At 57.8% G+C, this 13,576-nt stretch carries 10 protein-coding genes; 3 read left to right on the top strand and 7 right to left on the bottom strand.

The window, feature by feature from the left end:
* Window positions 1-28 precede the first annotated feature (28 nt).
* Both EO133_RS11575 and EO133_RS11570 read left to right on the top strand, forming a co-directional pair.
* Entirely contained in the window at window positions 29-361 is a 333-nt protein-coding gene (locus tag EO133_RS11575) for a hypothetical protein (protein WP_206513509.1), read from the top strand.
* Window positions 362-445: 84 nt separating this feature from the next.
* Window positions 446-2,113, top strand: a complete 1,668-nt coding sequence (locus EO133_RS11570) for a tannase/feruloyl esterase family alpha/beta hydrolase (protein WP_127072795.1) — start codon at window positions 446-448, stop codon at window positions 2,111-2,113.
* 51 nt (window positions 2,114-2,164) lie between these two features.
* Here the strand turns inward: EO133_RS11570 and EO133_RS11565 are convergent, their stop codons facing one another.
* The 7 genes from EO133_RS11565 to uraH all read right to left on the bottom strand — a co-directional run bounded on the left by EO133_RS11565 (window position 2,165) and on the right by uraH (window position 11,931).
* A complete protein-coding gene (locus EO133_RS11565; protein WP_127072794.1) occupies window positions 2,165-4,330 on the bottom strand; it encodes a malate synthase G in 2,166 nt (721 codons plus the stop codon).
* A 98-nt stretch (window positions 4,331-4,428) separates the two neighbouring features.
* A complete protein-coding gene (gene guaD, locus EO133_RS11560; RefSeq protein WP_127072793.1) occupies window positions 4,429-5,733 on the bottom strand; it encodes a guanine deaminase in 1,305 nt (434 codons plus the stop codon).
* Window positions 5,730-6,959: a urate hydroxylase PuuD gene (locus EO133_RS11555; RefSeq protein ID WP_127072792.1), complete on the bottom strand. Its 1,230-nt coding sequence runs from the start codon at window positions 6,957-6,959 to the stop codon at window positions 5,730-5,732. The genes guaD and EO133_RS11555 overlap by 4 nt, the downstream gene beginning before the upstream one ends.
* Window positions 6,956-7,777: a xanthine dehydrogenase accessory protein XdhC gene (gene xdhC / locus EO133_RS11550; RefSeq protein WP_127072791.1), complete on the bottom strand. Its 822-nt coding sequence runs from the start codon at window positions 7,775-7,777 to the stop codon at window positions 6,956-6,958. Before xdhC ends, EO133_RS11555 begins: the two co-directional genes overlap by 4 nt.
* Entirely contained in the window at window positions 7,774-10,110 is a 2,337-nt protein-coding gene (gene xdhB / locus EO133_RS11545; protein ID WP_127072790.1) for a xanthine dehydrogenase molybdopterin binding subunit, read from the bottom strand. Before xdhB ends, xdhC begins: the two co-directional genes overlap by 4 nt.
* Window positions 10,110-11,570: a xanthine dehydrogenase small subunit gene (xdhA, locus tag EO133_RS11540; protein WP_244640668.1), complete on the bottom strand. Its 1,461-nt coding sequence runs from the start codon at window positions 11,568-11,570 to the stop codon at window positions 10,110-10,112. Before xdhA ends, xdhB begins: the two co-directional genes overlap by 1 nt.
* A gap of 4 nt (window positions 11,571-11,574) precedes the next feature.
* A complete protein-coding gene (gene uraH, locus EO133_RS11535) occupies window positions 11,575-11,931 on the bottom strand; it encodes a hydroxyisourate hydrolase (RefSeq protein ID WP_127072788.1) in 357 nt (118 codons plus the stop codon).
* Between the two features lie 148 nt (window positions 11,932-12,079).
* On the opposite strand from uraH, the gene puuE reads away from it, so the two are divergent.
* Window positions 12,080-13,498, top strand: a complete 1,419-nt coding sequence (gene puuE, locus EO133_RS11530) for an allantoinase PuuE (protein ID WP_127072787.1) — start codon at window positions 12,080-12,082, stop codon at window positions 13,496-13,498.
* Window positions 13,499-13,576: the final 78 nt, after the last annotated feature.

Below are 13,576 nucleotides of genomic sequence, written 5' to 3'. Positions count from 1 at the left end.
AACCGCTTTCCCCATTATTTGATGGGTGATGACCAAAGAGCGCAGCCGCCTTGAACGCCTGTTTTTGCGACTCGAAGCACGGTTCCCGCGCTTTGCACTGATGATCTATCTCTTGCGTCGGCCTTGGGCGATGCTGATCCGTATTCCGCTCGGCATCCTTTTGTGTGTCGGCGGCCTGCTCGCCATCCTTCCGTTTTTCGGCATCTGGATGCTGCCGTTCGGTCTGCTCTTGCTCTCAATCGATCTGCCATTTTTGCAGCGCCCCATGAACGCGACCATGCTGCGCGGGGAGCGTCAATGGAAACTCTGGCGCCGCTCGCGCCGAGATCGAAAGGCGGGCAAAGCACCGCCAGCACCATAATCGCCGTCAGTTTACGGGCACTTGCAAAAATAATTATTCCGCATAACAATAATATTGCATAACGAATGCAAAGCGGAGGAAGCCATGAAACTGAAAACGAGGAGCGCAGTTGCGCTCGGCGCACTGATGTCGGCTGGATTGTTTGCAGGTGGAGCAAACGCACAGGCACTCGATTGCGCCCAACTGACCGGACACGATTTCGGTGTTGCCGATCTTGTCATCACGACAGCGCAGCCCGAACCTGCCGGGGAAGAGTCGCCCGTCGATCATTGCCTTGTCCGCGGTCACGTCGATGAACGTACAGGAATTGATGACAAGACCTATGCTGTGTCCTTCGAGTTGCGGCTGCCCGACCAATGGAACAACCGCTTCATTCACCAGTTCAACGGTGGCAACGATGGCGCCGTCGTTCCCGCCTTTGGTCCATTGCTCAACGGTGATCCGGACGATAACGCCCTTTCGCGCAACTATGCCGTTGTCTCCAGCGATGCCGGACATGACGGTTCGGTCAATCCCGAGGCTGGTCTGGCCGGCGGCGCCGTTTTCGGCTTCGATCCGGAAGCGCGAACCGATTATGGCTATGGCGCTGTCGCCAAGCTCAACCCGGTTGCAACGGCAATCGTCGAGACCTATTACGGCGATGAGATCGCTTATAGCTACGGCGTTGGCGGTTCCAATGGCGGGCGGCACGCGATGGTTCAGGCAACACGGTTACCCGAAGCGTTTGACGGCATTCTGGCGGCCTATCCGGGCTTCAATCTGCCCCGCGCCGCAATTCAACACGCCTGGGACGTGCAGGCCTTTCATGCTGTCAACGGCGACATTCGCACCGCCTTCACCCCTGACGAATTGGGTCTGGTTGCCAATGCAGTGCTCGACGCCTGTGACGCCCTCGATGGGCTTGAAGACGGCATTATCGCCGATATGCACGGCTGTCAGACGACCTTCGATATTTCCGTCCTCACCTGCGAAGCTGAAGGTGGTGGCGATTGCCTCAGTGACGCGCAAATCGAAGCACTCGCCAAAATTCATGCTGGTCCCACCAATTCGGCAGGCGAACAGCTCTATTCCGAATGGGCATGGGATCGCGGGCTGGCAAGCGGTGACTGGCGCTTCTGGAAACTTGAAAGCCCGATTCCACCCTGGGACAACCTGCCACTCATCGCGGTCATGGGATCATCCTCGCTCGCGATGATTTTCTCCAATCCACCATTTGAAGTCGATGGCGATCCCGCATCGCTCCAGCAGTTCCTCCTCGACTATGATTTTGACAGCGATGCCCTTCGGATCGACGCAACCGATTACGTCTTTACCGAGTCCCCCATGGACTTCATGACACCAACCGATTCCGATGATCCCGAAATGGCAGGTTTCCGCGATGCGGGAGGCAAGATGATCGTCTATCACGGGATCAGCGATCCGGTATTCTCAGTGATGGACACAGTCAACTGGTACGAAATGCTGGATGCCAACAATGGTGGCAATGCAGCAGACTTCGCCCGGCTCTATACCGTGCCCGGCATGGGGCATGGTCCGGGCAGCCCGGCCGCCGATAAGTTCGATGCGTTTACCGCACTTGTCGATTGGGTGGAAAACGGCAATACGCCCGAACATTTGGTCGCGACCGCTACGACGGACAATCAATATGTGCCCGAGTTGATCGGCGTAACCCGCAAATTGTGCCCCTATCCGCAAGTCGCCCGCTACAGCGGTGGCGATGAAGCGAGCCACGAAAGTTTCACCTGCCAATAGGCGCTGAAAAAGCCAAGGCCCGCCGGTTTGTCCAGCGGGCCTGTTCTCACTTTATGCGGATTTCACTTCGCGCCGTTTCGCGTGCAGGATGGGCTCGGTATAGCCCGAAGGCTGACTCGTCCCCTCAAGCGCCAGAGCAAGCGCAGCCTGGAAGGCAATCGAATGTTCCGGGTCGTCGGCCATCGCCTTGTAAAGCGGATCGCCTGCATTTTGCTCATCCACCACCTTGGCCATACGTGTAAAGGTCGCCACAACCTCGTCCTGCGTCACAACACCGTGCCATAACCAGTTGGCAATGGCCTGACTGGAAATCCGGCAGGTCGCCCGGTCTTCCATCAAGCCCACATTGTTGATGTCCGGTACTTTCGAGCACCCCACGCCCTGATCGACCCAGCGTACGACATAACCAAGTATGCCCTGCGCATTATTATCGAGTTCGCGCTGAATTTGCTCACGGCTGAGGCTCCCAGCTTCGAGGACAGGCATCGAGAAAAGATCACTGAGGGGCGGGATCGGCTCGTTATGGCGGCGTTTTTGCGCCTCGAACACATCAACCTGATGATAGTGGATCGCATGAAGCGTTGCCGCAGTAGGAGACGGCACCCAGGCGCAATTGGCGCCGGCTTTGGGGTGGCCGATCTTCTGGATCATCATCTCGGCCATGTCGTCAGGCCTTGCCCACATGCCTTTGCCGATTTGCGCCTTGCCGGAAAAACCACAGGCAATCCCGATTGTCACGTTGCGATCCTCATAGGACTGAATCCACCGCTCGGCCTTGATCTGATCCTTGAGCAGCACCGGCCCCGCCTCCATCGAGGTATGGATTTCATCGCCCGTACGATCGAGGAACCCGGTATTGATGAAGAACACCCGCTCGCGCGCCGCGTGGATGCAAGCCTTGAGATTGGCCGATGTCCGGCGCTCTTCATCCATGATGCCGATCTTGATCGTATTGAGCGGCAGGCCCAGAGCCTTCTCGACCTCTCCAAACACATTGCAGGCGAACATCACTTCGGTCGGCCCGTGCATCTTGGGCTTGACGATATAGATCGAGCCGGTTTTCGAGTTGTGCTGCCGCTTGAGGTCGTGCATCGCGCAAAGCGTGGTCACAAGCGCATCCATAATCCCTTCGCCGATGGGCTCGCCATTCTGGTCGAGCACCGCATCGGTAGCCATAAGGTGCCCGACATTGCGCACCAGTAGCAGCGCGCGGCCTTTCAGGACAAGTTCGGAACCGTCAGGAGCACTATAGACGCGATCAGGGTTGAGCTTGCGGGTGATCGTCTTGCCGCCCTTCTCGAACGTATCTTGCAGATCACCCTTCATCAGCCCCAGCCAATTGCGATAGACCCCGACCTTGTCCTCGGCATCCACCGCAGCGACTGAATCCTCACAATCCTGAATCGTGCTCATCGCACTTTCCAGAACCACATCGGCCAAATGGGCTGGATGGGTTTTACCAATCGGATGTTCCGCGTCGATCAGCAATTCGGCATGCAATCCATTATGCACCAGCAGGATTTTAAGCACCGAGCCATCTTCAGCATAACCTGCAAAACCTTCGGGATAGGCCAGCTTGACCGGGCCATCCTGACTTTCAATCACCAGCCGCGCGGAACCATCGTCTTTTGCAATGCCATATTTCGTCACCGCGTCATGCTTGACGCCCAGAAGCGGAAACGCTTCATCGAGAAATTCAGCCGCGCGCGCAAAAACCGCCTCGCCGCGCTTTGGATTATAGCCCTTGCCCGGCGCCAGATCGCCATCCTGCGCAATGGCATCGGTCCCATAGAGCGCATCGTAAAGGCTGCCCCAGCGCGCATTCGCTGCGTTCAGCGCATAGCGCGCATTGGAAACAGGCACCACAAGCTGCGGCCCGCAAATGGTTGCAATTTCAGGATCGAGATTTTGTGTTTCGATCTTAAAGTCGTCCGGCTCGGGCTCGATATAGCGAATCTCGCGCAGAAACGCCTCATACGCCTCCGGATCGTTATCGATGGGCCCATGCGTTCTGTGCCAATCGTCGATTTGCTGCTGCATGCGGTCGCGAATTTCGAGCAGTTCACGATTGCCCGGCATATAGGCCGAAACCAGTTCGGCAAATCCTTCCCAGACCGTATCGGAGGCCAGATCGAGCCCTCCCAGCGCTTCTTTTTCGATAAAGTCGGCCAAAAGGGCATCGACCTTAAGCCCGGAACGATCAACGTAATTGCTCATGTACCTGCCCTCAAAATACTCTTTGATCCTTGGGGTAGCTTCTCAACGCCGCGCTGCCAAGCCATATCGCAAAAGCGTTCCACGATATGGAATGGGCTCTACGCTGCCTTCATCTTGGCCGCCGCGCCCGCGATATAGGTTTGGACGACCACCCGGTCATCGCCACAGGTCTGCAGCAGAAACAATTCCTCGCTCAATGTTTCCACCTGCTCCATCTTGAGCGCCATATGCGGCACCGCTTTGGCGTCCAGCACCACGATATCAGCGTCGGCGCCCACTTCAAGCGATCCAATCTTGTGCTCAAGACATAGCGCGCGGGCATTGCCCAGTGTCATCATGTAAAAGCTCTCAATCGGCGAAAGCCGCTGCCCTTTGAGCTGCAGAACCTTATAGCCTTCATCGAGCGTTCGGAGCATGGAATAGCTTGTGCCCCCGCCGATATCGGTCGCCACGCCGATACGTACATTGCCTTCAATCATCCGCTGACGATCGAACAGCCCCGAACCGATGAAAAGGTTTGATGTTGGACAAAACACTGCCACCGCGCCTGTCTCTGACATTGCCTCTATTTCCCGGTCTGTCATGTGGATGCAATGGCCCAGTAGCGTTTTCGGACCCAGCAGCCCGTAATGCTCGTAAATACCGACATAATCGGGCAGGTTTGGATAAAGCTCCTTGGCAAAGGCAATCTCGCCAAGGCTTTCATTCACATGGGTCTGGATATAAGCGTCGGGAAATTCCCGTGCGAGATCCTGACACATTTCCATCTGCTCATGGGTCGATGTCAGCGCAAAGCGCGGCGTGATGGCATAGTGCAGTCGCCCACGCCCATCCCATTTTTCCATCAGGCGTTTTGTATCGTCATACCCGCGTTGCGGGGTATCGCACAGGGCTTCGGGCGCATTGCGATCCATCATCACCTTGCCGGCAATCATCCGCATATTGCGCTTTTCCGCTTCCGCGAAAAACGCCTCGGCCGATTGCGGATGCACTGTGCAATAGGCTGCTGCCGTCGTCGTGCCATAACGGACCAGTTCGTCGAAAAACAATGATGCAATCCGCGCGGCATGAGCCTCATCGCCAAAGCGCTGTTCTTCAATGAACGTATAGGTATTGAGCCATTCGAGCAGGTCCTTGGCATAAGACCCCACAACCTGCATCTGCGGATAATGAATATGGGTATCGATGAAGCCGGGCAGGATCAGTTTACCCTTGTGGTCGATTACTTCCGCCTTGGGCGCAGCCAGCTTGAGCGCCTCGGACCATTCCCCCACGGCAATGATCTTGCCCCCATCGATCACCACCGCGCCATCTTCGATATAGCGATAGGCGTCATGATCCTCCGCGCCCTGCGGCTCGGCCACAAAGGTCAATACCCGCCCGCGCAGGATTGTCCCGCTCATAGGCTGCGCTCCCCGGTCACGCTCTGATACCAGAAAACGATAAGATCGCGTTCTTCCTGGGTCATCAGCGAAACATTGCCCGGTGGCATGGCATGAGTACGCCCCGATTGGATATAGATCTCGCGCGCGTGTGCTGCGATCTCTTCGGGCGTTTCCAGACGCACATGTTTGGGCGCCATATGCACCCCCTCCCAGAACGGTTCGGCCGCGTGACACATGGCACAGCGCCCCTGAACGGCATTGGAAACGGCAACGAAGTGATCGTCCGCCATAAAGCGCAGCGCCGCTTCACTCGGGCCTTGCGGTTCACCGCCGATCCGCGGGCTTGTCGAAAGCCACATGATGACGATGAATAGGATCGTCGCCGCCGCCCAGGTCCAGTATTCCTTTCGCCCCGTCGCGTGCATCGTATTGAAGAAATGCCGGATCAGAACCCCGATCAGGAAAATCAGCCCGGCAATGATCCAGCTATATTCGGTTGCATAGGCCAGCGGGTAATGGCCCGACAGCATGAAGAACAGAACTGGCAGCGTAAGGTAATTGTTATGCACCGAACGCTGTTTCGATTGCGCGCCAAGCGCAGGGTCCGGCGTTTCCCCCGCCTTCATCGATGCGACGATTTTCTTCTGGTTGGGAATGATGATGAAAAAGACGTTGGCCGACATGATGGTGGCTGTAAACGCGCCCATATGCAGGAACGCTGCCCGTCCCGAAAAGACCTGCAGATAGGCCCAGCCCATGGCAACCAGAATGAAAAACAGAACCACCATCAGCCCGTTCTGGCTTTTGCCGAGCGGGGAGCGGCACAAAAGATCGTAAAGCACCCAGCCGACCGCCAGAGATGCCATCGAAAGCCCGATTGCGCCCCAGACCGGCAGGTCCATCACGGTGCGGTCGATCAGGAACAGGTCCGCCCCGGCATAATAAACAATAGCCAGCATGGCAAAGCCGGTCAGCCAGGTCATGTAGCTTTCCCATTTGAACCACACCAGATGCTCGGGAAGGTTGGGCGGCGCTACCATGTATTTCTGGATATGATAAAAGCCGCCCCCATGGACCTGCCACTCTTCGCCCAGAACGCCGTTGGGCAAGTTCCCGTGCTTGCGCAGCCCCAGATCCAGCGCAATGAAATAAAATGACGATCCGATCCAGGCGATCCCGACGATCACATGCGTCCAGCGCACGACAAAACTCAGCCATTCCCAGAAAATCGTAAAATCGGTCATTTGTGTTTTGTCCCAAACCCATCGATCGCCCGTACGATTTCGGCAGCGGTCAATGCTGCAATGATCTCGGGTCTCTTGTCTTTCACATCCGCCCCGCCGATGGGCAGCACGAGTTTATCGATCAACCGTGCATCAAAACCCATATCGGTGAGCCAGCTCTTGAAGGTTGCCCGTTTGGTTTTTGAGCCGATCATGCCGACATAGGCCGCATCGCCCCGGCTCAACGCTTCCGCTGCAATCAGGAAGTCGAGCCCGTGGTCGTGGGTCATCACCACAAAAGCCGAGCCCACCGGCGCATCGCGCACCAGTCCCTCCTGCACCGCAACATGCGCCTTTTCCACGCCCGGCGGCACCTTGGCAATCTCCTCGGCGCGGTTATCCGCAAGCAATGTGCGCAGCGGCAAATGTGCAAGTGCCTGCCCCAGCGCATTGCCCACATGCCCGGCGCCAAACACATAGACATGGGTACGTGCCATATATTCGCGTTCCGCCTTCACCCGAAGCATTTGCGCACGTTCCGCATCGATCAACGTCAGCGCAATCGAAACCATGCCGCCGCAGCATTGCCCGATTTCCGGCCCAAGCGGAATATCGAGCGCCGCCACCTGTTCCTTTTGCCCCAGCATCGCGCGCGCGCGGTCGATGGCGCGAAATTCAAGCTGGCCGCCACCAATCGTGCCTATGGTCTTGTCGGCCGCCACCACCATCCAGGCACCAGCCTCGCGCGGCGTCGACCCCTTCACTTCTGTCACCTCGACAGCAACCGCTTCCTCATAAGCATTGAGGAAATCGCGCAATTGCTGTGGAGTGACGCTCATTGACTTGCAGCCTCCCGCTTGAGTCGCTCCACCGTCATCAGCACGCGCTCAGGCGTTGCAGGTGCATCAAGCCGTGGCGCGATCTTGTAGTCGGCCACACTGGCTGCCGCCATGGAAAGCGCTTCCAGAACCGATATTGCCAGCATGAAAGGGGGTTCGCCCACCGCTTTGGATCGCCGGATCGTCGGAGCTTTGTTGGCCGACCAATCGGCAAGTTTGACATTGAAGATTTTCGGCACGTCCGAGGCAAGCGGGATCTTGTAGGTCGAGGGCGCATGGGTACGCAATTGCCCCTTGTCGTCCCACCACAATTCTTCCGTGGTCAGCCATCCCATGCCCTGAATAAAGCCGCCTTCGACCTGCCCCAAATCGATGGCCGGGTTGAGCGATTTACCCACATCGTGAACGATATCGACCCGCTCGACCATATATTCGCCCGTTAGCGTATCGATCACCACTTCAGAACACGCCGCCCCATAGGCGAAATAAAAGAAGGGCTTGCCTTTGCCAGCCGCGCGATCCCAGTGAATGTCAGGCGTTTTGTAGAACCCCGCAGCCGAGAGCTGCACGCGCCCAAGATAGGCCTGATCGATGAAATCGGCCCAATCGAACCGCTGGTTGCCCACAAGAATGCAATTGGGCTCGAACACCACGGCGTCCTCGGGCACACTGTATTTTTCCGCAGCAAAAGCAACCAGCCGCGCTTTGATCTGGGACGCGGCATTGGCCGCGGCCATGCCGTTCAAGTCCGAACCGGACGAGGCCGCCGTAGCAGATGTATTGGGCACTTTCCCTGTCGTGGTCGCGGTAATCTTGACCTTGTCGAGATCGACCTGAAACGCGTCGGCCAGAACCTGTGCCACCTTGATATAAAGCCCCTGCCCCATCTCGGTGCCGCCGTGATTGAGATGGATCGAACCGTCACGATAGATATGCACCAGCGCGCCAGCCTGATTATAAGCCGTCAGCGTGAAACTGATGCCGAACTTGACCGGCGTGAGGGCTATGCCGCGCTTGAGCACCGGCGAAGTCTTGTTGAAATCGATAATCGCGGCCCGGCGTTTTTGATACTCGGCCTCGACCTCCAGCTGCTCGACCACCCGGCCAACGATATTGTCCTCGACCACCTGATGATAGGGCGTGACATTGCGCTTATCGGTGCCGTAAAAATTGGCCTTGCGGATCTCCAGCGGGTCCTTGCCTAGCGCATAGGCGATTTCTTCTATCCAGCGCTCGCAGCCCACCATGCCCTGCGGCCCGCCAAACCCGCGAAAGGCTGTATTGGAAACCGTATTGGTTTTCAGAGGTTCCGATTTCAACCGCACCGCCGGATAGTAATAGGCATTGTCCGCATGAAAAAGCGCGCGGTCGGTCACCGGCCCGGACAGGTCGGACGAAAACCCGCATCGCGCCGCATAGACCGCATCGACCGCCTCAATCCGCCCGTCATCGTCAAACCCGACCTCGTAATCGACAACGAAATCATGGCGCTTGCCGGTGGCGATCATATCATCGTCGCGGTCAGGACGGATCTTGACCGTACGATTGTATTTCTTGGCCGCAATCGCCGCCACCGCAGCAAAGAGATTACCCTGCGTTTCCTTGCCGCCGAACCCGCCGCCCATGCGCCGGATGATGACATTGACGGCGTTGGACGGCACGCCAAGCGCATGGCCAACCATGTGCTGAACCTCGCTCGGGTGCTGGGTCGAAGAATGGATCGTAACCTCGTCGTCTTCACCGGGCATGGCCATGGCGATATGGCCTTCGAGATAAAAATGATCTTGCCCGCCAATTGTTACCGAGCCTTTTAGCCGTCGCTTCGCATTGGCAAGACCTGCCGCGACATCGCCCCGCTCCAGCTTCATGCCTTCGGTCACGACTGCGCCACCCGCTGCCCGCGCTGCGGCCACGTCGCCCAGATGGTCGAACGGCTTATAGGTGATTTTCGCCTTGTGGGCCGCGCGCCGCGCCGCCTCGCGCGTTTCCGCGATCACGGCAAAAACCGGCTGTCCCCAGAATTGCACGAGCTTTTCCGCAAAAATCGGTTCGTCATGCTTGCCTGTCGGACTGACATCGTTGTGGCCGGGAATATCAGTTGCCGTCAGCACGCCCACCACGCCTGTCGCCGCGCGCACCGCATCGAGATCGATGGTTTCGATTTCCCCATGGGCGCATTGGGAAAGGCCGAGATAGGCGTGCAGTGTGCCGGCAGGCTCAATCATATCGTCGATATACTCGGCCCGCCCCGAAACGTGCTTATGACCGGAATCGTGCTTTTGCGGCACATGCACACCGCCCTTGATCGTCGGCTTGGTATCGAGCGCCGTCATCACGCCACCTCATGCCGGATGATACGGGTATCGGTCTGCCCGCTCATTTCAAAATAGAAGCGCTTCAAGAGATTCTTCGCCGCCAGCATCCGGTAGTCGGCCGATGCCCGCCAATCTGTCAAAGGCTGATAGTCCATCTCAAACGCGGCGAGCGCCGCCTCGACTGTCTCCAGTGACCACGCCTTACCGACAAGCGCTTGTTCCACGGCCTTCGCCCGCTTTGGCGTCCCGGCCATGCCGCCATAGGCAATCACAGCCTTCTCAACCACATCGTCCAAAACCGTCAATCGGAACGCGCCCAGAACGGCCGTGATGTCCTCGTCGCGCCGCTTCGTGACCTTGTAGGCCGCAAAAAGCTCGTCCGACTTTGGCAAGGGCACACGCACGCTTTCCACAAATTCGCCCGGCAGCCGATCCTGCTTGCCATAGTCGATGAAGAAATCCTCGAGCGCCACCACGCGGCGTGCATTGCCTTTGCGCAACACGATCTCCGCCCCAAGCGCGATCAGCGGCGGCGGCGTATCGCCGATGGGCGAACCATTGGCAATATTGCCGCCAATCGTCCCCATATTGCGCACCTGCGCGCCACCGATCCGCTCGAACAATTCCCGCAATTGCGGCAGCTTTTCGCAGATCACTTCAAACGCTTCGGTATAGCTTACCCCTGCCCCAAAGGTTATCTCATCGGCACCCACATCGACGTCGCGCATGAGATGCCCAATAAAGACCACCGGCGAAATCTCGCGCATGAATTTTGTGACCCAAAGCCCCACATCGGTCGCCCCGGCAACGATCCGCGCTTCGGGCATCTCATTGACCACCGCCGCCAGGTCATCGACATCCGCTGGCACAATGAACCGCCCCGCCTCCGAGGTCACATCCACCCGCGCGCCATCCTTGAGCGCTTCGAGCCGGGCGATAATCGTCTCGCGTTCTTCATTGAGCGCATCCTCGGCCGCGGCGCCGTAATTTGAAATCGCGCCCGCCGCACGAATAATTGGCGCATAGCCGGTGCAACGACACAGATTGCCCTGCAAAGCCATTTCGATCTCGGGAACCGACGGATTGGGATTGGCAAGCCACAGCCCATAAAGGCTCATTACGAATCCGGGTGTGCAGAACCCGCACTGGCTGCCGTGATAATCGACAAGCGCCTGCTGCACCGGATGCAAAGCGCCATCGCGACCTTTCAGATGCTCAACCGTCACCACATGAGAGCCATCGAGTGAGCCGACAAACCGGATGCAGGCATTGACGCCTTCATAAACCAGTCTTTCGCCGGCAAGCCGCCCCACAAGAACCGTGCAGGCCCCGCAATCGCCCTCGGCGCACCCTTCCTTGGTGCCGCGCAACACCTGGTCGAGCCGCAAAAAATCGAGCAGCGTGCGGTCCGGCGCCACATCGTCCAATTCGATCAGGCGCTCGTTGAGATAAAAGCGGATAAGGTTGCGCGTCGCCAAGGCCTCAGCTCCCGCGATAGGTCGAATAGCCGAACGGGGAAACCAGAAGCGGCACATGATAATGCGCGTCCGGGTCCGAAATGACGAACCGCACCGGCACGATATCGAGAAAGGCAGCCTGCGTGCCATCGAGGTCCCGGAAATAATCACCCACATGGAAATGCAGCTCGAACGCGCCCAGTCCCATATCGCCCTCCTCAAGCATCGGCCCATCACAGCGGCCATCGGCATTGGTCCTGACGGATTTGAGCCGGTTCAGAACGCCATCCTGCACGCGGAACAGGTCAATGGTTAGATTGCGCGCCGGATGCCCGTTCGCCGTATCGAGCACGTGTGTGGTCAGCCGCCCTGCTCCGCTCATTGCCAGTCCTTTTTGCCAAATCAAACCGATCAACTATCAACCCAAAAATTGCGATATGAAAGGGGGAGCCTTCAAAAAATTTTACCACATGGTCCAATTTTTAGTATCAATGGCCTGACATTGCTTTTCGACCAATAAGGTGCCCTCCATGCGCTATCCCCGCAATTTCTCCGGTTACGGCCCCAACCCACCCCATGCAAATTGGCCCGGCGGCGCCAATGTTGCGGTGCAACTGGTGCTCAATTACGAGGAAGGCGGGGAAAACAATATTCTGCATGGCGATGCCGCGTCGGAAGCCTTTCTGGCCGATGTTGTCGGCGCGGCACCCTGGCCGGGACAGCGCCACTGGAACATTGAATCCATGTATGAATATGGCGTCCGCGCCGGGTTCTGGCGTCTGCACAAGCTCTTTACGGAACGCAATCTGCCGATAACGGTCTATGGCGTTGCAACGGCCCTGATGCGGGCCCCCGAGCAAGTTGAAGCCATGCTGGCTGCAGACTGGGAAATCGCCTCTCATGGACTGAAATGGGTTGAGCATAAGGACATGGAGCGCGCCGAGGAAGCGCGCCAGATCAAAGAAGCGATCGGCCTCCATACTGTCGTGACCGGTTCACGCCCGCTTGGCTGGTACACCGGCCGCTCTTCGCTCAACACTGTCGATCTGGTTTCCGAAGAAGGCGGTTTTGCCTATGTCTCGGATGCCTATGACGACGACCTGCCCCATTGGCGCACCCATAACGCCAAGCCGCAACTGATCATTCCCTATACGCTTTCGGCAAATGACATGCGCTTTGTCACACCATCGGGCTTTGCCAATGGCGAACAGTTCTACCAGTTTTTGAAAGACAGCTTCGATTGCCTTTATCGCGAAGGCGAAGAAGGCAGCCCCAAAATGATGTCCATCGGCCTTCATTGTCGGCTTGTCGGTCAACCGGGCCGTTTCGAGGGCCTGCGCAAATTCCTCGATTACATCGCCGGATTCGATAAGGTCTGGATTGCCCGCCGCATCGATATTGCGCGTCACTGGGCGACCCAGCACCCGTACCGGGCACCGAAACTGGCACCCTCGCAAATGGACGCATCGACCTTCATGGCGACGTTCGGCGGTGTCTATGAGCACTCCCCCTTCATTGCCCAGCGCGCTTTCGAGGCCGAACTTGCCCCCGCCCACGACAACCCGACCGGCATCAACTTCGCCCTGCGCAACCAGTTCCGCCTGGCGAGCCCCGATGAACGGCTTGGCGTTCTCAAGGCTCACCCCGACCTTGCCGGGAAACTCGCTGCCGCCAAGCGCCTGACCGCAGAATCCACTGCCGAACAGGCATCAGCCGGGCTCGATGCGCTGACCGACGCGGAACGCGAAACCTTCACCGACCTCAACAACCGCTATGTCGAAAAATTCGGCTTCCCGTTCATCATCGCCGTCCGCGACAATACCAAGGCCTCGATTCTGGAGACCTTCCAGCGCCGTGTCGAAAATGATCGGGAGACGGAGTTCACGACCGCTTGCGCGCAGGTCGAGCGCATCGCGCAATTACGGATTGAAGCCCTGTTTGCGGATTAGAGCGTGTCCAGCAATAGTGGAAACGGCTTTGCGGTTCGGACACGCGACAAAACAAAAACCTAGAGCCAGGGATTTGAT

The organism is Pelagibacterium lentulum (assembly GCF_003992625.1).
GTDB lineage: Bacteria > Pseudomonadota > Alphaproteobacteria > Rhizobiales > Devosiaceae > Pelagibacterium > Pelagibacterium lentulum.
The sequence above is the reverse complement of the archived record's forward strand: the minus strand, read 5'-3'. Positions and strand labels throughout refer to the sequence as shown.